Annotated in this window: 22 protein-coding genes; 15 read left to right on the top strand and 7 right to left on the bottom strand. The window is 70.6% G+C overall.

Going from position 1 to position 26,076, the window contains the following annotated elements; genetic code table 11:
- The first annotated feature begins 109 nt into the window (after nucleotides 1–109).
- From dapE to Q7W82_RS16225, 3 genes are all read left to right on the top strand, one after another.
- Nucleotides 110–1,240 (top strand): succinyl-diaminopimelate desuccinylase, encoded by a 1,131-nt coding sequence (dapE, locus tag Q7W82_RS16235; protein WP_242159345.1) that lies wholly within the window; start codon nucleotides 110–112, stop codon nucleotides 1,238–1,240.
- Between the two features lie 251 nt (nucleotides 1,241–1,491).
- Nucleotides 1,492–3,183: an asparagine synthase B gene (asnB, locus tag Q7W82_RS16230; protein WP_242159344.1), complete on the top strand. Its 1,692-nt coding sequence runs from the start codon at nucleotides 1,492–1,494 to the stop codon at nucleotides 3,181–3,183.
- Entirely contained in the window at nucleotides 3,180–3,791 is a 612-nt protein-coding gene (locus Q7W82_RS16225) for a LysE family transporter (RefSeq protein ID WP_242159343.1), read from the top strand. The genes asnB and Q7W82_RS16225 overlap by 4 nt, the downstream gene beginning before the upstream one ends.
- Nucleotides 3,792–3,804: 13 nt before the next feature.
- On the opposite strand, the gene Q7W82_RS16220 is transcribed toward Q7W82_RS16225, so the two are convergent.
- From Q7W82_RS16220 to Q7W82_RS16210, 3 genes are all read right to left on the bottom strand, one after another.
- The gene (locus Q7W82_RS16220; protein ID WP_242159342.1) at nucleotides 3,805–4,884 is read right to left on the bottom strand and encodes a GGDEF domain-containing protein; all 1,080 of its coding nucleotides are present in this window, start codon (nucleotides 4,882–4,884) and stop codon (nucleotides 3,805–3,807) included.
- A gap of 322 nt (nucleotides 4,885–5,206) precedes the next feature.
- Nucleotides 5,207–6,253: a right-handed parallel beta-helix repeat-containing protein gene (locus tag Q7W82_RS16215; protein WP_242159341.1), complete on the bottom strand. Its 1,047-nt coding sequence runs from the start codon at nucleotides 6,251–6,253 to the stop codon at nucleotides 5,207–5,209.
- 82 nt (nucleotides 6,254–6,335) lie between these two features.
- Nucleotides 6,336–8,714, bottom strand: coding sequence for a penicillin acylase family protein (locus Q7W82_RS16210; protein WP_242159340.1), 2,379 nt, complete (start codon nucleotides 8,712–8,714; stop codon nucleotides 6,336–6,338).
- A gap of 191 nt (nucleotides 8,715–8,905) precedes the next feature.
- Between Q7W82_RS16210 and bfr the strand changes: the two genes are divergently transcribed.
- The 11 genes from bfr (at nucleotide 8,906) to Q7W82_RS16155 (ending at nucleotide 19,462) form a co-directional block, all read left to right on the top strand.
- Entirely contained in the window at nucleotides 8,906–9,397 is a 492-nt protein-coding gene (gene bfr / locus Q7W82_RS16205) for a bacterioferritin (RefSeq protein WP_026143459.1), read from the top strand.
- 219 nt (nucleotides 9,398–9,616) lie between these two features.
- Complete coding sequence (locus Q7W82_RS16200; protein ID WP_242159339.1) at nucleotides 9,617–9,859, top strand: hypothetical protein; 243 nt, start codon at nucleotides 9,617–9,619, stop codon at nucleotides 9,857–9,859.
- A 143-nt stretch (nucleotides 9,860–10,002) separates the two neighbouring features.
- Nucleotides 10,003–10,428, top strand: coding sequence for a DUF2147 domain-containing protein (locus Q7W82_RS16195; protein WP_242159338.1), 426 nt, complete (start codon nucleotides 10,003–10,005; stop codon nucleotides 10,426–10,428).
- A 104-nt stretch (nucleotides 10,429–10,532) separates the two neighbouring features.
- Entirely contained in the window at nucleotides 10,533–11,432 is a 900-nt protein-coding gene (locus Q7W82_RS16190; RefSeq protein ID WP_242159337.1) for a TorF family putative porin, read from the top strand.
- Nucleotides 11,433–11,435: 3 nt separating this feature from the next.
- The gene (locus Q7W82_RS16185; RefSeq protein ID WP_242159336.1) at nucleotides 11,436–13,079 is read left to right on the top strand and encodes an FGGY-family carbohydrate kinase; all 1,644 of its coding nucleotides are present in this window, start codon (nucleotides 11,436–11,438) and stop codon (nucleotides 13,077–13,079) included.
- Nucleotides 13,066–13,707: a class II aldolase/adducin family protein gene (locus tag Q7W82_RS16180; protein WP_242159335.1), complete on the top strand. Its 642-nt coding sequence runs from the start codon at nucleotides 13,066–13,068 to the stop codon at nucleotides 13,705–13,707. The genes Q7W82_RS16185 and Q7W82_RS16180 overlap by 14 nt, the downstream gene beginning before the upstream one ends.
- A 49-nt stretch (nucleotides 13,708–13,756) precedes the next feature.
- Nucleotides 13,757–15,205, top strand: coding sequence for an aminotransferase class III-fold pyridoxal phosphate-dependent enzyme (locus tag Q7W82_RS16175; protein WP_242159334.1), 1,449 nt, complete (start codon nucleotides 13,757–13,759; stop codon nucleotides 15,203–15,205).
- A gap of 3 nt (nucleotides 15,206–15,208) precedes the next feature.
- Nucleotides 15,209–15,847, top strand: a complete 639-nt coding sequence (locus Q7W82_RS16170; protein WP_242159333.1) for a hypothetical protein — start codon at nucleotides 15,209–15,211, stop codon at nucleotides 15,845–15,847.
- A gap of 84 nt (nucleotides 15,848–15,931) precedes the next feature.
- On the top strand, nucleotides 15,932–17,083 hold the full coding sequence (locus Q7W82_RS16165) for an MFS transporter (protein WP_242159488.1): 1,152 nt from the start codon (nucleotides 15,932–15,934) through the stop codon (nucleotides 17,081–17,083).
- Between the two features lie 99 nt (nucleotides 17,084–17,182).
- The gene (locus tag Q7W82_RS16160) at nucleotides 17,183–18,625 is read left to right on the top strand and encodes an aldehyde dehydrogenase family protein (protein WP_242159332.1); all 1,443 of its coding nucleotides are present in this window, start codon (nucleotides 17,183–17,185) and stop codon (nucleotides 18,623–18,625) included.
- A 165-nt stretch (nucleotides 18,626–18,790) separates the two neighbouring features.
- Nucleotides 18,791–19,462, top strand: a complete 672-nt coding sequence (locus tag Q7W82_RS16155) for a TetR/AcrR family transcriptional regulator (RefSeq protein WP_242159331.1) — start codon at nucleotides 18,791–18,793, stop codon at nucleotides 19,460–19,462.
- Between the two features lie 190 nt (nucleotides 19,463–19,652).
- Here the strand turns inward: Q7W82_RS16155 and Q7W82_RS16150 are convergent, their stop codons facing one another.
- On the bottom strand, nucleotides 19,653–20,549 hold the full coding sequence (locus Q7W82_RS16150; protein WP_242159330.1) for an SDR family oxidoreductase: 897 nt from the start codon (nucleotides 20,547–20,549) through the stop codon (nucleotides 19,653–19,655).
- A gap of 97 nt (nucleotides 20,550–20,646) precedes the next feature.
- Between Q7W82_RS16150 and Q7W82_RS16145 the strand changes: the two genes are divergently transcribed.
- Nucleotides 20,647–21,519 carry a helix-turn-helix transcriptional regulator gene (locus tag Q7W82_RS16145; protein ID WP_242159329.1) on the top strand — a complete coding sequence of 291 codons (873 nt, stop codon included), beginning with the start codon at nucleotides 20,647–20,649 and terminating at the stop codon, nucleotides 21,517–21,519.
- A 396-nt stretch (nucleotides 21,520–21,915) separates the two neighbouring features.
- Here Q7W82_RS16145 and Q7W82_RS16140 read toward each other — a convergent pair whose 3' ends face one another.
- The 3 genes from Q7W82_RS16140 to Q7W82_RS16130 form a co-directional block, all read right to left on the bottom strand.
- Nucleotides 21,916–22,809, bottom strand: coding sequence for a hypothetical protein (locus tag Q7W82_RS16140; RefSeq protein WP_242159328.1), 894 nt, complete (start codon nucleotides 22,807–22,809; stop codon nucleotides 21,916–21,918).
- A 64-nt stretch (nucleotides 22,810–22,873) separates the two neighbouring features.
- The gene (parC, locus tag Q7W82_RS16135; protein ID WP_160945825.1) at nucleotides 22,874–25,117 is read right to left on the bottom strand and encodes a DNA topoisomerase IV subunit A; all 2,244 of its coding nucleotides are present in this window, start codon (nucleotides 25,115–25,117) and stop codon (nucleotides 22,874–22,876) included.
- Between the two features lie 57 nt (nucleotides 25,118–25,174).
- Nucleotides 25,175–26,059, bottom strand: a complete 885-nt coding sequence (locus Q7W82_RS16130) for a helix-turn-helix transcriptional regulator (protein ID WP_242159327.1) — start codon at nucleotides 26,057–26,059, stop codon at nucleotides 25,175–25,177.
- Nucleotides 26,060–26,076: the final 17 nt, after the last annotated feature.

Genomic DNA, 26,076 nt, shown 5'->3' with positions numbered 1-26,076 from the left:
GAATCCGCCAGTCCCGCTCGTACACTGCGTTTCCGGCGCCGCCCGCCCGCGACGCTGCCGCCGGCGATCCTCATCGCGTCTCCCTGGTGCTTTCCAATGGTGTCCCTGCATGTCCGATGTCCTTGAACTCGCCTGCGACCTGATCGCCCGCCCGTCGGTCACCCCCGAGGATGCCGGGTGCCAGGACCTGATTGCGCAGCGGCTGCAGCGCGCCGGTTTCGTCATCGAGCGGTTGCGCTGCGGGCAGGTCGACAACCTGTGGGCGACCCACCGCGGCGGCGACGGTCCGGTGCTGGCGCTGCTCGGGCATACCGACGTGGTGCCGCCGGGACCGCGCGAGGCCTGGGCCAGCGATCCGTTCGTTCCGCAGATGCGCGACGGCGTGCTGTACGGACGCGGCGCCGCCGACATGAAGGGCAGCGTGGCCGCGTTCGTGGTCGCCGCCGAGCGATTCGTGGCCGCGCAGCCGCAGCACCCGGGCACGCTGGCGCTGCTGCTGACCAGTGACGAGGAAGGCGATGCGATCGACGGCGTGCGCCACGTGGCGCGCGTGTTCGCCGAGCGCGGCGAACGCATCGACTGGTGCATCACCGGCGAACCCTCGTCCACCGAACGGCTCGGCGACCTGCTGCGGGTCGGCCGCCGTGGCAGCCTCTCCGGCGCGCTGCGCGTGCGCGGCGTGCAGGGGCACGTGGCCTATCCGCACAAGGCGCGCAACCCGATCCACCTGGCCGCGCCGGCGCTGGCCGACCTGGTCGCGCGGCACTGGGACGACGGCTACGAAAGCTTCCCGCCGACCAGTCTGCAGATTTCCAACGTGCACGCCGGCACCGGCGCCAACAACGTGATCCCCGGCGAGCTGCAGGTCGCCTTCAACCTGCGCTACACCCCGCACTGGGACGCGCCGCGGCTGGAGGCGGAGATCGCCGCCCTGTTCGATCGCCATGGACTGGACTACGACCTGCGCTGGCACCGCAGCGGCGAGCCGTTCTACACGCCGGAAGGCACGCTGCGCCGGGTGGCGCGCGAGGTGCTGGGGGAGGTTGCCGGCGCGCCGCCGGAGGAGAGCACCGGCGGCGGCACCTCCGATGCACGCTTCATCGCGCCGCTTGGCGCGCAGTGCATCGAGGTCGGCCCGGTCAACGCCAGCATCCACCAGGTCGACGAGCACGTGCGCGTGGCCGACCTGCAGGCGCTGCCGGATCTGTACCTGCGCCTGATCGAACGGTTGCTGCGGTAACAGTTGCACCGGCCCGCGCGGCGGGTTACGGTCGCTGCATGACCTCGCTGCCCGCCCTCCGCTCGAGCAACGCCAACGGCCGCAATCATGCGCTGGCGAATAATTGTGCGCGGCCGATGCGGGTCTGCGACTAGGCGCTACCAGAAACACCACGCCCAGCCACCAGAAAACCCGCATCGGCCGATGCGGGTTTTTTTGTGCCTGGAGTGTGCATCCCTCGCGACCACCACCCCACGATCAGGAGCTTTCCCATGTGTTCGATCTTCGGCATCTTCGGCCTGCAACCGGGCGACGACCTGCAGGCCCTGCGGCGGCAGGCGCTGGACTGCTCGCAGCGGCAGCGCCACCGCGGTCCGGACTGGAGCGGCGTGTATGTCGACGACGGCGCGATCCTGGTCCACGAGCGCCTGGCCATCGTCGATCCGGCCGGCGGTTCGCAGCCGCTGCTCTCCGACGACGGGCAACTGGCGCTGGCGGTCAACGGCGAGATCTACAACCATCGCGAACTGAAGAAGCAACTGGCCCAGCCCTACGCCTTCCAGACCGGCTCGGACTGCGAGGTGATCAACGCGCTGTACCGCGAGACCACGCCGGACGCGCTGCTGAACCGCCTCAACGGCATCTTCGCCTTCGCGCTGTGGGACAAGGCCGCCGGCCGCGTGCTGGTCGCGCGCGATCCGATGGGCGTGTGCCCGCTGTACTGGGGCCATGACGCGCAAGGCCGGCTGCGCGTGGCGTCGGAGATGAAGTCGCTGGCCGACAGCTGTGCCGACGTCGCCCAGTTCCCGCCGGGCCACTACTACGACAGCGCCAGCGGCGAACTCGTGCAGTACTACCGCAAGCCGTGGCGCGACTACGCCGCAGTGCAGGGCGTGGAGGTCGGCAAGCAGGAACTGCGCGAGGCCTTCGAGCGCGCCGTGCACCGCCAACTGATGACCGACGTGCCGTATGGCGTGCTGCTCTCCGGTGGGCTGGATTCGTCGCTGGTGGCGGCGGTGGCCGCGCGCTTCGCGCGCAAGCGCATCGAGGAGAACGACGAGGCCGAGGCCTGGTGGCCGCGCCTGCACTCGTTCGCGATCGGCCTGAAGGGCTCGCCGGACCTGGCCGCCGCGGCGATCGCCGCCGAGGCCCTGGGTACCGTGCATCACGGCTTCGAGTACACCTTCGAGGAAGGCCTGGACGCGCTGCCGGAGGTGATCCGGCACATCGAGACCTACGACGTCACCACCATCCGCGCCTCCACGCCGATGTTCCTGCTGGCGCGGCGGATCAAGGCGATGGGCGTGAAGATGGTGCTGTCCGGCGAAGGCAGCGACGAGATCTTCGGCGGCTACCTGTACTTCCACAAGGCGCCGAACGCGCGCGAGTTCCACGAGGAACTGATCCGCAAGCTCGACGCGCTGTACAACTACGATTGCCTGCGCGCCAACAAGTCGATGATGGCCTGGGGCGTGGAGCCGCGCGTGCCGTTCCTGGACGTGGAGTTCCTGGACGTGGCCATGCGCATGGATGCCCAGTACAAGATGGCCGGCACCCGCGCCGACGGCAGCAAGCGCATCGAGAAGGCGGTGCTGCGCGAAGCCTTCGAGGGCTACTTGCCCGAGTCGATCCTGTGGCGGCAGAAGGAGCAGTTCAGCGACGGCGTCGGCTATGGCTGGATCGACGGGCTGAAGGCGCACGCCGAGGCCCAGGTCAGCGACCGCGAACTGGCCGCGGCCGACAAGCGCTTCCCGGTGAACCCGCCGCAGACCAAGGAAGCCTATTACTACCGCAGCCTGTTCGAGCGCGTGTTCCCGACCCCGGCCGCGGCCGAGACCGTGCCCGGCGGCAAGTCGATCGCCTGTTCCTCGCCGGCGGCGATCGCCTGGGATGCCAGCTTCGCGGCCATGGCCGATCCCTCCGGTCGTGCGGTGGCGGGGGTGCACGCGCAGGCACTGGGATGACCGCTGCCAGCCTGCTGGCGATCGCAGGCGTGCTGCTGCTGGGGGCGATCAGCCCCGGCGCAAGCTTCCTGCTGGTGGCGCGGCTGGCCGCCGGACGCTCGCGCGCGGCCGGGGTCGCCGCGGCGCTGGGCATGGGCGTGGGATGCGCCCTGTTCGCGCTGGCGGCGTTGTTCGGCCTGCAGGCGGTGCTGGAACGGGTGCCGGCGCTGCACCGTGCGCTGTCGGTTGCCGGTGCCGTCTATCTGCTGTGGCTGGCCTGGCGGGCGTGGCGAACGCCGGCCCCGCCCGTCGCGTTGGCACAGGAGGTGCCGGCCGTGCGTTCGGCCTTCGTCATGGGCTTGTTGACCCAACTCGGCAACCCGCAGACCGCGCTGGTGTTCGCCGGCCTGTTCGCCGCGCTGCTGCCAGCGCAGCGCGTGCTGGAAGACGATGTCGCGCTGCCGCTGCTGGCCTTCGCCACCGATGCGGCCTGGTTCGCGCTCGTGGCCGGGGCGTTGTCCGCGCCGGCGCCTCGGCGCTGGTGGATGCGTGCGCGGCGGCCGCTGGACCGGCTCAGTGCGGTGCTGATGAGCGGATTGGGCCTGCGCCTGCTATGGCGGGCCGTGTAGCGGCCCGCACGGGTCATACCGTGCTCGTCGAGGGCATCGTGGCATCGCCGACCGCAATCGCCGATGCCGCGGCGGGCGCAGGGGCGGGCGCCGTGTCGAGCCGGATCACGCCCTTGCCGCTGCCCTTGGCGGCATACAGCGCGCGGTCGGCGCGTGCGAGCAGGTCGGACACCTCGCCGCCTGGCGACAGCGACGCCAGGCCGGCACTGAACGCGAAGCGCACGCCGTCCACCTGCAGGCCGCGGACGCGTTGCAGCAGCCGCTGCAGCAGGTCGTTGGCCTTCGCCTGCGACAGACCTTCGAACAGCAGGCCGAACTCCTCGCCGCCGAGGCGGCCGACACGGCAGCGCGGGTCCAGCCGCAGCAGTTCCGTCGCCAGCGCCTGCAGCACCGCATCGCCGACATGATGGCCATGCTGGTCGTTGATCTGCTTGAAGTCGTCGATGTCCAGCATGGCGAACTGCAGCAGCTGCGGCGCGCTCGCCGCGGTCTGCAGGTCGGCCATCAGCGCACGCCGGTTGGGAATGCCGGTCAACGCGTCGGTCTCGGCAAGGCGCCGGTAGCCTTCCTTGAGCGCATGCGTGGTGCGCATCGCGGTGACGAAGGTGCGGTTGAGGGTGACGCCGATCAGGGTCACCGCCGCCACCAGGATGATCAACAGCGGCAGGTCGGCGGACGAGGTCACCAGCGTGTCCTGCCAGCCGAGCAGGATTGCCCAGGTGGCGACCATCGCCAGCAGATAGTCGCGGGAGTAAGAGAACAGGATGCTCTGTCCAAGGCACAGGGTCACCGCGACCGGCAGCATCCAGTCCACGCTGGCGGCGCCCATGTCGTGCAACTCGAGCCGGAGCGCGGCGCCGGCCGCGAGCACGGACAGGAAGCCGAACAGCCGCCACTGCCAGAATCGCTTGGTCAGGCACATGATCGCGCTGGTGCCGAGCAGCGCGGCGAAGGCCAGCGCGTAGCGCAGGTCCAAGGGCTGCTGCAGATACGGATTGCACAGCAGCGACACCGGCCAGGCAAGCAGGATCAGGCATTGCAGGGCCAGGATCGGCCGGCCAAGCACGCGGCGGATGTGGTTGGGGTAGGTCATCTGCGTTCCCTGAGGGGCGCTGCAGTGCTCCAGCGTCTGCGCGGCACGGCCGGTGCGGTGGTCCAGCGCGGTCCATCGGTCGCTGGGGCGTCGTCACCGGTTAGCGGCCGCTGCAGGCGGAGCTTTAGCATCTTCGCCGACTGCTTGCGCCGCCGGGGTCATGGCGGGCCGTCATGCGGTACCAGGGGGAGGGCCGCGGGCTGCCCGCGCCGGACGCGTGCCGCGCGTCAGCGCCGCGTCCGGCGCGACGACCGCGCCACGCGCCACGCCGCCCTGCCCGAGACAGGCGAGGCGGCAGGGGCGGCGAGGCGGCAGCGCGCGCTTACTCGAAGCGCACGCAGTGGCCGAAGCGTTCGGGCTGGATGTCGATGCCCGAGGCATCGGCCTGGTTGTTCTTGCGCCACAGGTTGGGGCGGAAGTCCTTGCCGGTGCAGTTGGCCGCGCTGTCCACGCCGATGGTGTAGGTGTAGGGATTGCCGCGAAAGGTGTTGTTCTCGAAGGTGTTGTCCTGGCTCATGCTGTTGTCCCAGCACAGGATCTGCGGCGTGCGCTGGCGGATCGAGCAGGTCAGGTAGAGCCCGGCGCCCTTGTTGTCGATGAACTGGTTGCCCGCGAACAGGTTGCGGCGTGCGTCGGCCAGGTACACGCCCTGGCTGCCGTTGCGCTCCAGGCGGTTGTCGCGGATCTCGCTGTCTTCCAGGTGCTCGGTGGTGATGCCGGCGGCGACGTTGTCGTGGATCACGTTGTCGATCAGCTTGACCTTGGCGGTGCGGTTGAACGACACCCCGTCCCAGATCGCCCCGGACACGTCGTTGTGCGCGATCAGCAGGTCGCGGCTGTCGAACTCGCTGAGCAGGCAGGCGCTGCGGCACTTGCTCACCCGCAGGTGGGTCAGCTGGATGTTCTGGCCGTTGCGCACCACCACCAGGCTGTTGCTCAGGTACGGGCGCTCGGGCATGAACTCCTTGTCGATGGTGCCGCCGATGATCTGCAACTGCTCCACGCGCACGTCGCGGATCGGCCGGATCGGGCGCTCGTTCTGATAGTCGCCGATGACGATGGTGGGTTGCTGCACGTGATCGCGCATGCGCAGCACGGTGCTGTCGCCCTGGCCGCGCAGGCGCAGGCCGTCGCGCTGGATCGACAGCAGCTTGCCGACCGGGAACTCGCCGGCGCTCAGGCACACCGTGGCGGGTTTGCCGTCGTTGGGGACGCGGTCGATGGCGGCCTGCAGATCGTCGCCGGGTTCGGCGTGCACGCTGCAGTCGGACGCGGCAGCCGGCGCGTCGGCGGCCGGCGTGGCACAGGCGGAGAACGACACGGCCGCGGCAAGTGGCAGCAACAGGGCGAGCAGGGGAGGGCGCTTCATCGGTAGGCAGACTCGGCAGTGGGGGGAGGGAAGACGGTAGGCCGGCGCATGAGACAGACGCGTGCGCGGAACCGAGATCGGGTCATTGTGGAGCGGGCGGCCTTAATGTCAGCGTGTGCCGGGTCGGGCCGGGCAGGAACTTTGTGGCGCGACCCTGCACCCAGTCGGCATGGCCGGCACCCCAGAACGGCGACAGCGGATGGCCGCTCTGGCCGCCCGGCATGTGCACGATGCCGTCGGCCTCGTGGCCCGGCGCCACCACCATGCGCTCGGAAGCGCCGAAGGCCGGGCGCTGCACGCGCGGCATGTCGTCGTCGCCGGGCAGCGGCGTGTCCGGCATGCACAGCCAGCGACGCAGCGGCGCCGGCAGGCCCTGCGCCAGCGGATGGCAGATCGCCGCGCGGTTCTCCAGGCCCCAGCGGCGCGTGTCCAGCGGGCCATCGGCCTGCAGCGTCGTGCGTACCTCGGCGGCGGCGTCTTCCAGCAGCGCCTGCCAACTGCCGTAGCGGCGCGGCAACAGGTGCAGCGGCTGTTGCTGCAGCAGTGGCCAGGCCACGCCTTCCAGCTGCGGCAGCGGCGGTGGCGCGGCAGCGCCGCCGGAGCCGGCACGGGCCGGCGCGATGAGGCCGTCGCGGATCCGCGTCAACACCGCCAGGCGCCACGCGCGGACCACGGTGTAGCTCACCGAGCCGGTGCTGGCGCGGCCCTCCCAGTGCTTGGCCGCCTGCGACACGGCATGCAGCGCCGGTGTGGCCGCGTCGGCGTCGCGTTGCTGCAGCAGCGCCCACCAGCGCTGCAGGAACAGCGCGCGGTCGTCGAGCTGGATCGCCAGCAACTGCTGTTCGTTGAGGTGCGGGTGCAGGCGCAGGTCGTCGCGGATCTGCTGCGCGCGCGCGCCCAGCGCGTAGCCGCCATCGCCGATCGGTGCCAGGTCGGCACCGCCGACCACGCGGGCATTGGCGGTCCACAGTTGCCCGTCGGCGGGGTCGATGCGCTGCGGCGACTGCGTGGTGGACAGCGGCCACGGCGCGCAGCGGGCGTCCGCGGGCACCGTCGCGCGCACGTCGTGCATCACCGCGTCGGCCACGCAGTGCGGGCCGCGCAGCGGCAGCGGGCCGAGCACGCGCCAGCCGATGTGGCCGTCGCGGTCGGCCAGCACCAGGTTCTGCGCCGGCGTGGCGATGCCTTGCGCGCGCGCGAAGGCGCTGCCCAGCGTATCGGTGCGGGCGAAGTCGGCCAGCCCCAGGTTCAGCGCGCCCGGCAATTGCGCCGCCCAGCGCAGCGCCAGTGCGCTGCCATCGGGCTCGTGCTGCAGGATCGGGCCGTAGGCGGTGTCCTCCACCTGCAGCGTGGTGGCGGGCGCGCCGGAGACGCGGATCTGCTCGCGGTGCACGGTGACCGGTGTGCAGCCGGGCTGCGCGACCGCCGCGCATGGGGTGAGCCGGTACCAGTCGGCGGTATCGGCATAGCTGTTGGTGAAGCCCCAGGCGATGTGGCCGTTGCTGCCGACGATCACCGCCGGCAGCCCCGGCAGCGAGAACCCCGACACGTCCACGCGGCCTCCCGGCGCCTGCGCATCGGCATAGCGCAGGCGTACCCGGAACCACAGGCTGGGCGCGCGCAGGCCCAGGTGCATGTCGTTGGCGACGATGGCGCGGCCGTCGGCGGTGCGGCTGCCGGCGATGGCCCAGTTGTTGCTGCCGGGCGCGCTGCTGGCCACGGCGCCGGTGGCGGCGGGCGCGTCCGCGAGGCGCCGCAGATCGACCTGATCGGCGGCGGGCAGCAGCGCATCGCCGCGTACGCTGCCATCCAGGGCGGCGTCCCAACTGCTGCCCTCGTGGCGCAGCAGGGCGTACAGCGGCGCCGGCAAGCGCTGCTGCAGGCGGTACAGGTCCAGCTTGCGCTCGAGCTGCTTGCCCTGCAGATCGAAGTACATCGCCTGGCCGGCCAGCGCCGAATCCACCGGCTGCCAGTCACGCGGCGCAGCGAATAGCACCAGGTACGGCCACGGCCGCACCCGCAGCGCGTGCAGGCCCTGGTTGACGCCGGCGCTGTAGGCCTGCAGCGCCGCTGCATGCGTGCCGGCGAACGCGGCCAGCTGCGCGCTGCTGCGGGCACGCAGGCGATGCGCGCGCCGCGCCTTGTCCACGTCCAGTGCGTGCGGGCCGACCAGCTCGGACAGTTCGCCGGCGGCGGCGCGGCGCAGCAGGTCCATCTCGAAGAAGCGTTCCTGGGCGTGCACGTAGCCGAGCGCGCGCATCGCATCGGCTTCGTCGGCGGCCTCGATGGTGACCACGCCCAGCGCGTCGCGTTGGATGCTCACCGGCGCCTGCAGGCCTTGCAGCGGGGCATCGCCGTCGAGCGTGGCCAGGCTGCCGCGCAGCAGCAGCCAGACGCACAGCACCAGGGCTGCCGCCAGCAGCAGCATGCCCAGCAGCAGGCGTTTCCATCGACCGCGCATCGTCTCTCTCCGGTGGCAAGTCTCCGATTCTAGACACGAGTGCGTGTCGTTCCCGCGTAGGCGCGGCACGCTGTGCGCGGGGTCACGCATCGTGGGTGGTGCGACTCGGGATGTGAATGATTCCGATTGGAACGCGGCGCGGCGGCATCGGGCACTATGGCGCCCTCAGTCGACCCCACGGAGCCCGCCCCATGAAGGGACACCCCGACGTTGTGCAATGCCTCAAGGAGCTGCTGCGCGGCGAGCTGGCCGCGCGCGACCAGTATTTCATCCACTCGCGGCGTTACGAGGACCAGGGCCTGCTGGCGCTGTACGAACGCATCAACCACGAGATGGAAGAGGAGACCGAGCACGCCGATGCGCTGCTGCGGCGCATCCTGTTCCTGGAGGGCGACCCGGACATGCGCCCGCATGCCTTCGAACCCGGACGCACGGTCGAGGAGATGCTGGAGAAGGACCTCAAGGTCGAGTACGAAGTGCGCGCCAATCTGGCCGCGGGCATGAAGCTGTGCGAGCAGCACGGCGACTACGTCAGCCGCGACGTGCTGCTGGCGCAGTTGCGCGACACCGAGGAAGACCATGCCTGGTGGCTGGAGCAGCAGCTCGGCCTGATCAAGCGCATCGGCATGGCGCTGTACCAGACCTCGAAGATCGACGGGCACGTGTCCGGCAAGGACGCCTGATCCGTCCGCGCGCCTCCCGCGTGCGGGAGGCGCCGATGCACTGAGCGCGGGGTTTTCCCGCCACTGCGGCCGCGCCATCACCGGCCGCTTGCGGCCGGTCGCGCGTACCGGTCGCCCTCTCTCTCTCTTGCTGGCCCGCAGCGGCACTGCCGCTCTTCACGGGTGACAGAGTGCATTGTCGATGTAGTGAAGGTTGCCGCTGCAGCCAGGTGGCAGCCCATGCCGACCGATCTCGCTGCATTGGCCGTTGTCTTTAGCCGTTGCGTGACGTTGCCGACCGCGTTCGGCGGCGCGCAGGTGCCTGCGTTCGTGGAGTGCACGCGACCGACGCATGCGTTCGGCGCGCGGCGGCTGACATGGCGCGAAATCGGGCCGATCCGCGTCGCCATCTTCGCCGGTGGCTGTTGCGGCGCCGCAAAAGTGGCCGGTGCATGCCTGGCGCTACGCAAAAAAACCCTTTGAATCCAATGGCCTGTGCACTTTGCTGCGTCCGCGGCCAGCAGGGTGCGTGCAACGCTTGCAAAACGGTAGTGATCGCTATACGGTAGTTTTCACTACTGAATTGCGCGATGGCGAGGGGGCGTTCGATGCAGGCGAGTCCGGGAATGAAGTGGTGCGGCGCGGTCGGTACGGCCGTCGCCGGATGGTTGCTGGCGAGCGCCACCGCGTGCGCCGCCCCGGCCACGGCGCAGGGGCTGTGGTTGACCGCGGCCAAGGACGCGGTGGTGGAGTTCGCGCCCTGCGCGGATGCGGCCGCCGCCTTGTGCGGGCGCATCGTCTGGGACAAGGACGCCGGCACCGCCACCGATACCTGCGGCGTGCAGATCGCGCGCCTCGGGCGCGAGGACGGCGATACCTGGCGCGATGGCTGGGCCTTCGACCCGCGCAGCGGCAAGCGCTACAAGGCCACGCTGCGCGCCAGCGGCAAGGCGCTGGACCTGCGGGCCTTTGTCGGCGTGGAAGTGCTTGGCGAGACCGAGCGCTTCACCCGCGTGCAGGCGCTGCCCAGCACGCCGGTCTGCGCCAAGTAGCCCACCCGCCGCGCGCAACGCGCCGGCGCCATCGACGTGCGGGCCGCCGCGCGTCCCACTTCCTCAGCGAACCAGGGGAGATTGAGATGACTGCAGTCCGCTTCATGGCGACCCTCGCGGGCGCACTGGCCCTGCACGGCGCGTGCTGCGTCCAGGCCCAGGCCCAGGCCCAGCAGGCCGACCCCGATGGCATGGTCAACTACGAGTTCCAGAACCAGATCAAGCTGATGAGCGAGCAGCGTACGCGCGGCGTGTCCGACTCGCTGATGCGCCCGTCGCTGAAGTGGACCACCCAGTTCGTGCACGCCAGCGGCTTCGTCGCGCTGCTGGAGGTAGCCAAGGTCAGCAAGAAGCAGTTCCTCGACGGCGACGGCCTGGGTATGACTGCGGCGGCCGGCTACCGCTTCGGCAACCCCGATGCCTGGCATGCCGGCGTCGGCCTGGCGACCGAGCGCTTCCCCGGTGCCAGCTTCCTGGCCCCGCACCGGATCGACTTGGAGACCGGAACGCCCGAGGACATCCGCCGCACCGACTACGACAGCAATTTCGGCGTGCTCGAACTCGGCTACGGCGCGGTCGAGGGCCGCCTGCTGTACGTGTTCTCCAAAACCTACCGCGGCGCCGACACCGGCGGCGTGTGCGCGCAGATCCTGCAGTTCGCCGCCGACCCGACCGTGGCGCTGCGCTGCTTCGCCCGCGGCGACCACGATTCGCGCGGCACCTTGCTGGGCGATCTCAATTACCAGACCCCCCTGTTGCCGTCGCTGTTGCCGTCCACCACGCTGCGCCTGCACGCCGGCTACCAGAAGCTGCGCAACTTCAGCGAGGGCAGCTTCGCCGACTACCAGATCGGCGTCACCCACAAGCGCTGGGGCCTGGACTGGAACCTGGATTGGGTCAGCACCCGGGTCAATGCGCACGAACTGTACTGGGTGCAGGACGGCGCGCGCATCCGCAAGACCGACGGCGACACCCTGGTGGCCTCGATCGGCTACACGTTCTGACCCATGCGCAGCGAACTGCTCGATGCCGACCGTGGCGGCGACCAGCCGCTGGTGCTGGCGGTGGACCTGGGGACCTCCGGCTGCAAGTGCGCGCTGGTCACCCTGGACGGCCAGGTGATCGCCTGGGCGTTCGAACCGGTGCCGCTGCACGTGCACGGGGTGTGCGCCGAGCAGGATCCGCGCGACTGGTGGAACGCGCTGCTGGTCACCGCCGCAGCGGTGCTGCAAGGGGGCGAGGCGCTGCGCCGGCGGGTGACCGCGGTATGTTGCTCCACCCAGGGCGAGTGCACCGTGTGCGTGGACCGCGACGGCCGTGCGCTGGGCAATGCCATGCTGTGGCTGGACATGCGCGGGCAGGCGGCGATCGCGCGGCGCCTGCGCGGGCGCTGGCTCAACGTGCGCGGCTACGCGCCGCTGAAGCTGCTGCGCTGGCTGCGCCTAAGCGGCGGGGCGCCGGCCGGCAGCGGCAAGGATTGCGCCGGCCACATCGCCTACCTGCGCGACCACGAACCGCAGCGCTACCAGCGCACGCACAAGTTCCTCAACGCGCTGGACTATCTCAACCTGCGCCTGACCGGGCGCTTCTGCGCCACCGCCGATTCGGTGCTCACCACCTGGGTCACCGACAACCGCGACCCGATGCGGATCCGCTACGACGACGGCCTGCTGCGCCTGCTCGGCATCGAGCGCGACAAGCTGCCGGACCTGGTGGCCTCCACCGAGGTGCTGGGACCGCTGCTGCCGGGCGTGGCCGCGCAGCTGGGCCTGTCGCCGCAGACCCGGGTGATCGCCGGCGCCATCGACAACTCGGCGGTGGCGGTGGCCGCGGCCGTCGAGGACTACGCCTCGCATCTGTACCTCGGCACCTCGTCGTGGCTGGGCGCGCACGTGCCGCGGATGAAGACCGACGTGTTCAGCAATATCGCCGCCGTGCCGTGTGCGGTGAGCGGGCGCTACCTGGCCACCGCGCTGCAGTCCACCGCCGGCGCCAACCTGTCGTTCCTGCGCGACCGCATCCTGTTCCATCCGGACGAACTGCTCCGCGACGAGGAGCGCCCGGACGTGTACGAAGTGCTCAACGTGATCGCCGCGCGGGTGCCGGCGGGCGCCAACGGCCTGGTGTACATGCCGTGGCTGTTCGGCGAGCGCACCCCGGTGGAGGACCACAGCCTGCGCGCCGGCCTGGTCAACCTGTCGCTGATGCACACCCGCGAGGACATCATCCGCGCCTTCATGGAAGGCGTGGCGTTGAACACGCGCTGGATGATGGAGCCGTTCGCGCGCCTGCTCGGCCGCGATCCCGGGGTGGTCGCCGCGGTCGGCGGCGGCGCGCAGTCGGACCTGTGGTGCCAGATCATCGCCGACGTCAGCGGCCAGCCGATCCGGCAACTGCACAACCCGATCCAGGCCAATGCGATCGGCGCCACCTTCATCGCCGGCGTGGGCCTGGGCCGGCTGCGCTTCGCCGACCTGCCGGCGCTGCAACGTGCGCGCCGGGTGTACGAACCGTCTGCGGCCACGCGCGCGCTGTACGACGACCGCTATGCGACGTTCCGCGAGTTGCAGCGCACCCTGGCGCCGATCTACCGGCGCATGAATCCCCTTCCCGAGTGCGTGCCGGAGGTGCCCCAGCATGTTTGCCCATGAACAACGCGCGCGCGTGGTCGCGCTGTGCGTGGAACTGTCGCGGCGCGGCTACCTGGCCGGGACCGGCGGCAACGTCGCCTTGCGCCTGGACGCCGAGCGCTTCGCGGTGACGCCGTCGGCCATCGATTACCTGGCGATGCGCGCCGAAGACATCTGCGTGGTGCGCCTGGCCGACCTGCGGCAACTGGATGGCGCCGCCACGCCGTCGGTGGAGACCGGGCTGCATGCGCAGGTGCTGCGCCGCCGGCCTGACGTGGCCTGCAGCATCCACACCCATCAGCCGGTGGCCAGCGCCTGCGCGCTGCTCGGTGCGGCGCTGCCGGTGGAGGACCCGGCGTTGCAGGTGGCGATCGGCCACAGCGTGCCGATGGTCGGTTACTTCCCGTCCGGCACCGGGCTGTTGGCCTGGCTGCTGGCGCGGCAACTGCGCCCATCGCGCAACGCCTATCTGATGCGCAACCACGGCGTGCTGTGCTGCGGCCGCAGCCTGGAGCAGGCGGTGGCGGCGGTCGATGCGCTGGAGCAGGTGGCGCGCGAACACCTGACACGCCGCATCCGACGCCGTGCCCTGCACGACACCGGACTGGCCGCGCCGTTGCGCGCCGTCCTCAACGCACTGGAGTCCTGACCCCATGCACGCTCTTTCCGTTTCCGCTCCCCCGAACCCGGCACCGACCATGAGCCAGACCCCCGCCATTTCGCAATGGCCCGATGTGGACCAGTTGTACGCGCGCTTCCATGCGCTGGTGAACCAGCCGATGCGGCCGATCGGCGCCGCCGGCATGGCCAAGGTGATGCGCTACTTCGACGAGCGTTGCCAGGGCTCCAGGCGCCTGGGCGAGGCGGCCAAGCAGGTGATCCCCGGCGGCGTGCAGCACAACCTGGCGTTCAACCATCCGTTCCCGCTGGCCATGCACAGCGCCGAGGGCGCGTACCTGACCGACGTCGACGGCAACCGCTACATCGACTTCCTGCAGGCCGGCGGCCCGACCCTGCTCGGGTCCAATCCGCCGGAACTGCGCGAACACGTGCAGGCGGTGCTGGACCAGTGCGGCCCGGTGACCGGCCTGCTGCACGAATACGAGGTCAAGCTGGCCGAACTGGTCTGCGCCAGCATGCCGGCGGTGGAGATGCTGCGCTTGCTCGGTTCCGGCACCGAGGCGGTGATGGGTGCGGTGCGCCTGGCCCGCACCCACACCCGCAAGAAATGGATCATCAAGATCGGCGGCGCCTACCACGGCTGGAGCGACCAGTTGGTGTACGGCATGCGCCTGCCGGGCACCGGGCGCATGGAAGCGATCGGCATCCCGCGTGGCGCCACCGCCTACACCCAGGAATGCCATCCCAACGATCTGGAGGCATTGCGCCGCAAGCTGCAGCTCAACCGCCTGCGCGGCGGCACCGCGGCGGTGCTGCTGGAACCGCTGGGGCCGGAGAGCGGCACGCGGCCAGTGCATCACGACTACAACCGGCAGGTGCGCACGCTCTGCGACGAGTTCGGCGCGCTGCTGATCTTCGACGAGGTGGTCACCGGCTTTCGGCTCGGCCCGGGCGGCGCGCAGGGCTACTTCGGGGTCCTGCCGGACATCACCGTGCTCGGCAAATGCCTGGCCGGCGGCTATCCGATGGCCGGGGCGATCGGTGGGCGCCGCGAGGTGATGATGAGCCTGGTCGGCGGCATCGGCACCACGGCGCGGCGGGCCTTCGTCGGCGGCACGCTGTCGGCCAATCCGCTGTCCTGCGTGGCCGGCTACCACGCCTTGCTGGAGGCGCAGCGCAGCGATGCCGCCGGCCAGGCCGGCCGCGCCGGCGATCGCCTGCGGCAGGGTCTGGAGGCGATCATCCGCCGTCTCGGCCTGCCGTACGTGGTCTACAACATGGGCTCGATCGTGCACCTGCAGACCTCCGGCGTGCTGCTGCTGGACACCGGCAACCTGTACAAGCTGTGGCGCGTGCGCAACGAAGCCAAGCAGCGCAAGCACATGATGGAGGAGATGGGCGCGGCGTACTCCGCGCACGGGCTGATCACCCTGGCCGGCAGCCGCATCTACACCAGCCGCGCCGATACCGATGCGGTGGTGGACGAAGCGCTGAACCGCTTCGACGACGTGTTCAAGCTGGTGTAGCGCATGCCCACCCTCTCGCACATCGAATCGCTGTGGCTGCACACCCGCGAGCGGCTCGTGGCCAAGCGCCTGCTCGGCGACGATGCGGCAGCGCTGGCGCTGCGCTGTCCGGGCAGCACGGCGATGTGCTGCGGCGCGCTCGATGCGGAGCGGCCGCAGTGGCTGGACTGGCGCGACCCGGCGCTGCCGGCGTCGGCGCAGGTGCACGCGCAGGTGTACCTGCGGCGTCCCGACGTCGGTGCCAGCGCCTGGTCGGCGGGCGCGTTCGGCCATCGCCTGGCCGATGTCGGCGGCGTGCTGCCGCAGGTGTTCGACGAGCAGGCCCGGCACATCGGGCCGATGCCGGCACCGCTGGCGGCTGCGGACCGGTTGACCAGCGGTCCGCCGCAGATCGGCAACGCCCTGCTGCTGGGCGGGCGCCCGCTGTGCCTGGGGACCAGTGCGCAGCGGCTGGCGCTGAACGTGGAACTGTTCGAAAAATGCGCCAAGGCCTATGTGCTTGCCGCGGCCACCGGCGGGCAGGTGCGGGAACTGCCATGGTGGGTGCGGCGCATCGCCAACGGGCGCTTGCGCAAGGACCAGAGGCGGGCCGCCGCGGCGTTTGCCGCGGGCGAACTGCCGGCCGAAAGTACCGGGTATTGAGGAATCGCTGCGATGACCGACAAGCCCTCCGCATCGTCCATCCCGCCATCGGCTGCGCAGGCGGCGCGTCCGCTCGCCGCGGCCTTGTCGATCGGCGCCATCGCCCTGCTGATCCTCGGCGTGCAGCCGATCGTGCTCGGCGCGCTGGTCGAGCAGCGCCTGATCACGCTGCCCGGGGTGGGCGTGGTGGCGATGGGCGAGATCATCGCGCTGGGCATCGGCGTGGCGCTGGGCGATGCGCTGCTGCCGGTGTCCTGGCAGCGCGCCACCGCGATCGTGGCGGCGCTATTGGCGGCGCTGCTGAATCTGGCCACGGTGCAGGCGCAGGGTGACGCGGCCTTCGTCGCGCTGCGCGCGGCCGCCGGCCTGGCCGAGGGCCTGCTGGTCTGGGTCGCCACGGTCAGCATCGTGCGTGCGGCGACGCCGGACCGGACCACCGCGGTGTTCATGGTGCTGCAGGCCTTGGCGCAGATCGCGCTGGCGGCGGCGCTGGCGCTGTGGGTGTTGCCGGCGGCCGGCTGGAAGGGCGGCTTCGTCGCCATGGCCGCGACCTGCCTGCTGGTGCTGCCGCTGGCGGCGGCACTGACCGCGCCAGCGTCCCTGGCGTCCGCAGCCATTGCGCCGTGCGCGACGACCGCCACCGCCAGGCTGCGCTGGTCGCCGGCGACGCTGGCGCCGCTGCTGGTGGCGTTCCTGCAGATGTCGGCGATCGGCGCGCTGTGGGCCTACCTGGAACCGCTGGCGCTGCGTGCGGGGCTGGACGCGCATGCGGCGCAACTGCAGACCTCGTGGGTGCTGGGCATGCAGATCGCCGGCGGACTGGCGGCGATCTACTGGGTGCGGCGGCTGTCGGTGACGGCGACCCTGACCCTGGGCAGCCTGGTGCTGTGCCTGGTGGCCGCGTCCATGTATCGGGTTCCCGGCAATCCGGCACTCGGGTTCGCGGCGGTGTGCGTGGCCTTCGGCTTCGCCTGGATGTTCCTGATGCCGTTCCATGTCGGCCTGGCGCTGCGCGCCGATGCGCAGGGGCGGGTGGCGGTGCTGGTACCGGCCGCGCAATTGATCGGCTCGGCCTGCGGGCCGTTGCTGGCCTCGCTGTTGCTGCACGCCGACGATCCGGCGCCGGTGCCGCTGGTCGGCCTGGGCTTCGCGCTGGCGGCGGCGCTGCTGGCGCTGTGGATCGGCCGGCGGCAACGCGGTCCGGTCGCCGTGCAGGCCGGTTCGCATGCGCGGTGATCGCGGCCGCGACGCATGCCCGTCGGGCACGCGTGGCGCGGGGCAGGGCGCTGCCCTGCGCAATGTGGCTGTCGACGTCCGGCAGGCAGGAGAACGGTGATGTCGCCTGAGCCCGTGCAGGACACCGCGCCGGAGACGATCGCGGCGCTGTTCGCCGCGCAGCAGGCCACCGCGCTGGCTTGGCGCGGCTCGTCGGCGAACGCGCGGCGCGCGCATCTGCGGGCGCTGCGCGATGCGTTGCTGGCGCGGCGGCAGGCCTTGATCGCCGCCTTCGCCGCCGATTTCGCCAAGCCTGCGCTGGAAGTGGAATTGACCGAGCTGCTGCCGGTGGTCGACGAGATCGCCACCGCCATCGCGCAGCTGCCGCGCTGGATGCGGCCGCGCAAGGTCGCGCCGACCCTGCTGGCCCTGGGCACGCGCGCGCGCATCGCCTACCAGCCCAAGGGCCGCTGCCTGATCATCGGGCCCTGGAACTATCCGGTGGCCACCGTGCTGGGGCCGCTGGTGTCGGCGCTGGCCGCCGGCAACACCGCGCTGATCAAGCCGTCCGAATTCACGCCGCAGGTCAACGCGGTGCTGCAGGCAGTGCTGGAGGAGGCGTTCGCGCCGGAGGAAGTGGCGCTGGTGCAGGGCGGTGCGGCGACCGCGCAGGCCTTGCTGGCGTGTCCGTTCGACCATGTGTTCTTCACCGGCTCGGCGTCGGTGGGCCGGCAGGTGATGGCCGCGGCGGCGCGGCAGTTGACCCCGGTGACGCTGGAGCTGGGCGGCAAGTCGCCGGTGATCGTCGACCGTAGCGCCGACCTGCGCCGCGCCGCCGAGGTGATCGTCTGGGCCAAGCTGGTCAACGCCGGACAGACCTGCATCGCACCGGATACCTTGTTCGTGCATCGCGATGTCGGCGCGCGCCTGCTCGACCACTGCCGCGCGCTGCTGGCGCAGCGCTACGGTACCGATGCGCAGGCGGTCGCCGCCAGCCCGCACCTGGCGCGCATGATCCACCCGGCGCATGCCGCGCGCGTGGCCGACCTGATCGACGAGGCGCGCGCCGGCGGCGCGCAGCTGCTGGCCGGTGGCGAGCACGACGCGGCACGGCGCTACGTGGCGCCGACGCTGCTGGCGCAGGTGCCGGCGCAGGCGCGGATCGCGCAGGAAGAGATCTTCGGTCCGGTGCTGCCGGTGGTGGAGTTCGCGCACCTCGACGAGGTGCTCGACCGGCTCGACGCTGCGCCCAAGCCGCTGGCGCTGTATCTGTGGAGCCGCGACCGCGCCGGCATCGCGCGGGTGCTGGCGCGCACCAGTTCCGGCAGCGCGGTGGTCAACCACTGCCTGCAGCAGTTCGTGCACAGCGGCCTGCCGTTCGGCGGGGTGGGCGCCTCGGGCTTCGGCAGCGGCCACGGCGTGCACGGCTTCCGCGCCTTCTCGCACGAGCGCGCGCTGCTGCAGGGCGGCCGCCTGCCGATCGTCAAAGCGTTCTTTCCTCCCTACACGTCCTTGCAGCAGCGCCTGGCGGCCGGCCTCAGCGCTTGGCTGGCGCGGCGCTGAGCAGCGCAGCCGGTGTGCCAGGGGCGGGCGCGGTAAGATGCGATGCCGGCGCGTGCAGCGATGCTGCGGCGCCGTCCGCGCATGCATTGCCGTGGCGATGCATGCCGCCAGATCGACGCAGCGCCGCCAGCGTGGCGTCTGCCGCTTCACCACCATCGAGATCCCATGCCCGCCGACACACCGCGTTCCCCCGCACCGCACCGCCCGCGCCTGACCGGGAACAAGGTGCCGGCCCAGCATCGCGCCACCGAGACCTACGAACAGATCCTCTCGGTCACCGCGCAACTGCTCGGCGATGTCGGCGTGGAGCGGCTGTCCACCAACCTGGTGTGCGCGCGTGCGGGGCTGACGCCGCCGGCGCTGTACCGCTATTTCCCCAACAAGTACGCGCTGCTGTCGGAACTGGGCCGGCGGCTGATGGAGCGGCAGAACCAGCTCATTCCCAAGTGGATCACCCAACAGGCGATGAGCGGCACACGCGAGGAACTGCAGCGTGCGCTGGCCGGGCTGGTGCTGGATACCTACCGCGTCACCAAGGCGACCGAGGGCGGGGTGTGGGTGCTGCGCGCGCTGCGCGCGGTGCCCGCGCTGCAGCAGGTGCGCCTGGATTCGCACGCGCAGGTGACCAAGGGCCAGGTGCGCTTCCTCAGCGAGGCCTTCCCCGATGCCGATCCGCGCCAGTTGCGGCTGGTCAGCCGCATCGTGGTCGATCTGATCTACGCGACCGTGGAACTGCTGTTCGACACCCGCCTGAGCGCCCGCGCGGTGGCCGATACCGTGGCGGCGATGATCGCCAGCCATATCGAGCAACTGCGCGACGGGGCCGCGGCTGGGTGAGGCGGGGCTGCGGCGTCGGTTCCGGATGTGCGGCACCTGCGTGGCCCACGCAACGCAATCGCAAGGCGCAGCGGCCGATGCCAGCGCGAACCGCGCGTCACCAAACGGCGGCTTGAGGCCAACTGCAAGCGAGGCGTCCGCAGACACGGCGCGACGCCCGCAAGGCGCTGCAGGTGCCGCCCCGGCGGGATCAGGGCGCGGCGGCGAACCTGCCTTCGTCCAGGTCCGCGATCAGCGTCGGGCCGGTCGGCGTCCAGCCGAGCCTGGCCTGGGTCAGTGCGCTCGAGGCCGGCATGTCGAGTTGCACGAACATCGCCATCCAGCCGAAATGCGCGGCCGCCTCGCCTGGCGCAATCGATACCACCGGCAGCGTCAGGCCGCGTCCGAGCGCCTCGGCGATCTCGCGGGTGCGCACGCCTTCCTCGCCGACTGCGTGATAGCGCGCGCCGGGCTGCGCCTTCTCGATCGCAAGACGATACAGCCTCACCGTGTCGGACAGATGCCCGGCCGGCCAGCGGTTGCTGCCGTCGCCGACATAGGCGACCACGCCCTTGTCGCGCGCGATCGCCACCAGCGGGGTGACCAGTCCTTGCCGCAACGGGGTGTGCACCTGTGGCAGCCGCATCACCGAGACATTGACGCCGGCCTCGCGCAACGCATTGCCGGCCTGCTCGGAGGCGATGCGCGGATTCGGATGCGCGGCGTTGAAGACGTCCTCGCTGGCCGGCTCGCCGTGTTCGCCGCTGCCCACGCCCGTGCCCGAGGTGATCAGCAGCGGGCGATCGGAGCCCTGCAGCGCCGCGCCCAGGGCCGCGATCGCGCGCCTGTCCTTCTCGCAATTGGCGGCGAAGTTGCTGAAATCATGGTCGAACGCCGCATGGATCACCGCATCGGCCTGCGCGGCACCACGACCCAGGCTGTCCGGATCCTCGATCGTGCCGTGGTGGACCTCGGCGCCGGCCGCGCGCAGCGCCTGCGCGCCAGCCTCCGATCGGGTCATGCCGAGTACGCGATGGCCGGCCTGGAGCAGTTCGGGAACCAGGGCCGAGCCGATGAAACCGGTCGCGCCCGTCAGAAAGATACGCATCGTGAACTCCCTTGGGTGAGTGCGAGCGACTCTCCGGCATCCGCTTATCCCGTTAAAGTAGTGACCTCATCGTAGTAAAGCGACTAACAGGCTCGCCATGACGTCCGATCCGGCCCGTTCCCTGGGCGAGTTTCTGCGCAGCCGGCGGACCCGGCTCGACCCCAGCAGCTTCGGCTTCTCCGGCCGTCGGCGCACGCCGGGACTGCGCCGCGAGGAAGTCGCGCAGCGCGCCAACATCAGCCCGACCTGGTACACCTGGCTGGAACAGGGGCGCGGCGGCGCGCCCTCGGCGCAGGTGCTGGAGCGGATCGCCGGCGCGCTGCTGCTGACCGACGCCGAACGCGAACATCTGTTCATGGTCGCACTGGGGCGACGGCCGGAAGTGCGCTATCGCGCGGTGGCGGGCGTCAACCCGCGGCTGCAGCGCGTGCTCGATGCGCTGGAAACGAGTCCGGCCATCGTCAAGACGCCGACCTGGGACGTGGTGGCCTGGAATCGCGCGGCCGCCGTGGTGCTGACCGATTACGGCCAACTGCCCGTCGGCGAGCGCAACATCCTGCGTTTCCTGTTCTGTCATCCCGCCACGCGTGCCAAGCAGCACGATTGGGACAGGGTGGCACGCTTCGTGGTGGGCGCGTTTCGTGCCGACGTGGTGCGTGCAGGACTCGCCTCGGAAGCGGGAGACCTGGTGACCGAGTTGTGCGCGCTCAGCGCCGAGTTCGAGGCCTTGTGGCACGACCACGAGGTGCTGAGCCACGGCGAGGGCGACGGCGAGAAGCGTCTCAAGCATCCGGTGCTCGGCGAGATCGCGCTCGAGTACTCGGCCTTCGCCGTCGACGGCAGGCCGGATCTGGGCATGATCGTCTACACCCCCGTCGACGCCGCCGTGGCCGCAGGCATTCGCGCACTGGCGACCACGCAGGGTGCGGTGCAGGCGGCGCGGACGGACGCGCCGCCGACATCGGTGTGAATCAGTGAAACGAAGCGGGAGAAGCGGCGCGCATCCGGTCGTCCCGTCTTCTCGGGCCGTCACGGCTTGCGCGGGCGCCGGGGATTGGCATGCAGATCATCAGCGGCAGGAGCGCTTGCTCAGCGAGGTCGTCCCCGACGCCGATCCACGTCAACTGCAACCGGTTCGCGGCCTCGTGGCCGACCTGATCTACGCCTCCGATCGCGAGGCAGCGAGCAAATGCGGGTAGGGCGTCGCGTACCCGTCGAGCGCTCGAGCACAACGGCGACGATTCGGGGGCTGCTTGACGTAGGAGCGGCTTCAGCCGCGACACGCTGCGCCGTCTCGGCTGAAGCCGCTCCTACGATAAAACGGGCCTACTGGCCGAAGCGGACAGTTGGCGATCCGCTCAAGGCCTCACCAGGAAGCGACGACGCTGCCCTTCTTGACCACTTCCACCTTGTCGCTCGTACTGTTGTAGCGCAGATACACGCTGCCGTACTTCTCGAGAATGATGCGTTGATTGGCATTCATTCTGAGGCTGTTGTCGCCGAGGTCGATGCCCATGTTGTAGTTGGACTGGTCGAAGTTGATGCCGATGTTGCCGAGCGCGCCGCTGTCGAAGTGGATGCCGTTCTGCCAGCCGCGCGTGCCCGGCTGGATCTGGATGGCGTGCGTGCCGGCGGTGCTGGAACCCGGGGTGTTGAGCAGGTTGAGGCCGATGGTCGAACCGCCGTTGGTGTAGGAGGTCAGTTCGCCGTTGAACAGGATGCTGGTGCCGTGCGTTGCGACGTTTTGCCCCGCGATCCCGTCGTAGCCGTGGAACAGTTCGCTGTGGAAACCCGCCAGCCACGGCGAACCGGTGCTGCGCTGGAACGCGCGGACCGTGGCGCCTACGCTCTGCGAACTGTCCTGGGTCGCGTTGGGATGTTTGGTCGCGTTGAGCTGGATGTACAGCGGCCAACTGAAGGAGTTCTGCTGGTCGGACTCGGAGATCAGCGACAGGATCTCGTTGGTGTAGCCCGGGCCGACATTGGACGCATCGCGCCGGCCCCAGCGCACCGAGGTGTCCAGCGCCGGCGAGGACACCGGCGTGCTGGAGAACTCCATGAACTGGCTCAGTTGTTCGCCGACGCTGGTGATGGCGCCGGCGCTGGCGACCACCAGGGCGGCGACGCCGAACAGCAGCACCCGGTTGACCGTCACGGCACGGCGCAGGCGTTGGTCCTTGGCCTGGAGTTGTTGCTCCAGCCTCTCCACCCTGGCCGTCAAGGAAGCGTCGTTGCCGGCGTTGATCACGTTCTCGTGCATGGTTGCGGTCCTTCGTTGGGATGACTGCGATGCCGGCGCTGGACGCTCGTCCAGCGAAGCTGGCTTATTCCACCGCCAGATCGTCGACCTTCTGCCAGCCGCGCGGCAGCAGCCCGCCGCGGCTGGCGCGGGCGCCGAGGTAGGCGTCCAGGTCCTTGAACGACAGCGACATGGTGCGCTGGCCGCTCTTCACCAGCAGCGTGTTGCCCGGTGCCACCGCGGCGATCGCCACCACCCGTTCGGTGCTGAGCTTGGCCTTGGGGATGTCGATGATCTTGTTGCCCTTGCCCTTGTCCAGCTCGGGCAGGTCGGCGACCGGGAAGGCCAGCAGGTGGCCGGCGCTGGTGACCGCGACGATGCGGTCGGTGCCGGCGCCGCTCACCGGGGCCGGCGGCAGCACCTTGGCGTTCGGGGTCAGGTTGAGCATGGCCTTGCCGGCCTTGTTGCGGCTGGTCAGGTTCTCGAAACGGGTGACGAAGCCGTAGCCGTGCGAGGACGCCAGCACCAGGCGCGCGTCGTTGTCGCCGCTGGCCAGGGCCTGGAAGGCGGCGCCGGCGGCGGGCGAGAAGCGCCCGGTCAGCGGCTCGCCGTTGCCACGTGCCGAGGGCAGGGTATGCACCAGGGTCGAGTAGGCGCGGCCTTCCGAATCCAGGAACGCCACCTGCTGCGTGCTGCGCGCGCGCACCGCCGCCAGCAGGCTGTCGCCGTCGCGGTAGGACAGTGCCGCCGGATCCACGTCGTGGCCCTTGGCCGCGCGGATCCAGCCCTTCTCCGACATCACCACGGTCATCGGCTCGCTCGGCACCAGTTCGGTCTCGTCGATGGCCTGGGCCGCGTCGCGCTGGACCAGCGGCGACCGCCGCGCATCGCCGAACTTCTTGGCATCGGCCATCAGCTCGTCCTTGATCAGCTTCTTCAGCTTGGTCTTGCTGGCCAGCACCGCCTGCAGCTGCTCGCGTTCCTTGGCCAGCGCATCCTGCTCGCCGCGGATCTTCATCTCCTCCAGCCGCGCCAGTTGGCGCAGGCGCGTTTCCAGGATGTAGTCGGCCTGTTCCTCGCTGAGCGCGAAGCGCGCGATCAGCGCCGGCTTCGGCTCGTCCTCGGTGCGGATGATGCGGATCACTTCATCCAGGTTGAGGAACGCGGTCAGCAGGCCTTCCAACAGGTGCAGGCGGCGCTCGACCTTGTCCAGGCGATGGTTGAGGCGGCGCACCACGGTGTCGCTGCGGAAGCGCAGCCATTCCTCCAGCAGGGTCTTGAGGTTCTTGACCTGCGGGCGGCCGTCCAGGCCGATCACGTTGAGGTTGACCCGGTAGCTGCGCTCCAGGTCGGTGGTGGCGAACAGGTGGCCCATCAGCTGCTCGGCATCGACCCGGTTGGAGCGCGGCACCAGCACCACCCGCACCGGGTTGGCGTGGTCGGACTCGTCGCGGATGTCTTCCAGCCACGGCAGCTTCTTGGCGCGCATCTGCTGCGCGATCTGCTCGATCACCTTGGACGGCGACACCTGGTAAGGCAGCGCCGTGACCACGATGTTGGCGTTTTCCTTCTGGTAGGTGGCGCGGGCGCGCACGCTACCGTGTCCGGTTTCGTAGAGGGTGCGCAGGTCGGCGGCCGGGGTGATGATCTCGGCGGTGCTCGGGTAGTCCGGGCCGCGCACGTGCTCGCACAGGTCGGCGACGCTGGCATCGGGGTCGTCGAGCAGGCGGATCAGCGCGCTGACGATCTCGTTGAGGTTGTGCGGCGGCACGTCGGTGGCCATGCCCACGGCGATGCCGGTAGTGCCGTTGAGCAGCAGGTGCGGCAGCCGCGCCGGCATCCAGGTCGGCTCGTCCAGGGTGCCGTCGAAGTTCGGCGACCAGTCCACCGTGCCCTGGCCCAGTTCGCCCAGCAGCACTTCGGCGATCGGGGTCAGCTTGGACTCGGTGTAGCGCATCGCCGCGAACGACTTCGGGTCGTCGGTGGAGCCGAAGTTGCCCTGGCCCTCGATCAGCGGGTAGCGGTAGGAGAACGGCTGCGCCATCAGCACCAGCGCTTCGTAGCAGGCGCTGTCGCCGTGCGGGTGGTACTTGCCGATCACGTCGCCGACGGTGCGCGCGGACTTCTTCGGCTTGGCCGCCGCGTTCAGGCCCAGCTCGCTCATCGCATAGATGATGCGCCGCTGCACCGGCTTGAGCCCGTCGCCGAGGAACGGCAGGGCGCGGTCCAGCACCACGTACATGGAGTAGTCGAGGTAGGCGCGTTCGGCGTATTCGCGCAGCGGCAGCTGTTCGAAGCCATGGAAGGCGGGGCGGGCGAGATCGGTCATGCGCAGGGAATACCTATAGGGGAACGCGGCGCCAGGCGCCGCAGGTCAGCCGGTCGATTATCCGGATGCGGCCGGCGATGCCAAGCCGCGCGTGCCGCCGGCGCTGGCCAGGTAGCGGGCCGGAGGATGGCCGAAGCGGCCGCGGAAGGCGGTGACGAAGGCGCTGGGGCTGCTGTAGCCCAGGCGAAAGGCGGTGTCGGCGACGCTGGCGCCGTCGCTGAGCCGGCGCAGCGCCTCGGCCAGCCGCGCCTGCTGGCGCCAGCCGGCGAAGCCGAAGCCGGTCTCGTCGCGGAAGTGCCGGCTCAGGCTGCGCGGCGATAGCCCGGCCCAGTGCGCCCACTGCGCCAGTGAGCGGTCGTCGGCAGGGGTTTCCAGCAACTGGGCGGCGATGCGCAGCAGGCGCCGGTCGCGCGGCATCGGCAGGTGCAGGTGCTCGATCGGCGCGTTGCGCACCTCGTCCAGCAGCACCGCGCACAGGCGCTGTTGATCGGCGTCCAGCGCCGTAGGCACGCCCCATTGGGTCATCCGCCGCAGCACCTCCCGGAACAGGCCGTTCATGCCGATCACGCAGGTCCGCGGCGGCAGGTCGGCGCAGACGTCGGGGCGGAGCAGCGCCAGGTAGCTGCGCACCCGCCCGGACACCTGCACGGTGTGCAGTTCCTGCGGCGGCATCCAGCCGGCGCAGCCCGGCGGCAGCGACCACTGGCCATGCGCGGTGGAGGTGCTCAGCACGCCCTCCTCGACATAGATCAGCTGGCCGCGCACGTGGCGGTGCCAGTCCACCTCGCGCCGCAGCGACACCGGCGAGTGCGCCATGAAGGCCAGCGCGGGCGGGCCGTCGGCGCGCTCGAACCAGTCGAGGGCGCGCGGGTCCAGGGCGCTGCCGGATGCGACGGCGGGGGAGGGAGGGGCGGACCCGATTGGCGCGATTTCGATATCCATTGTCCAGATTGTAATAC

This window comes from Xanthomonas indica (assembly GCF_040529045.1).
In the GTDB taxonomy this organism is placed as follows: domain Bacteria; phylum Pseudomonadota; class Gammaproteobacteria; order Xanthomonadales; family Xanthomonadaceae; genus Xanthomonas_A; species Xanthomonas_A indica.
Note: the sequence above shows the minus strand (reverse complement) of the source record. Positions and strands in the feature narration are given on the sequence as shown.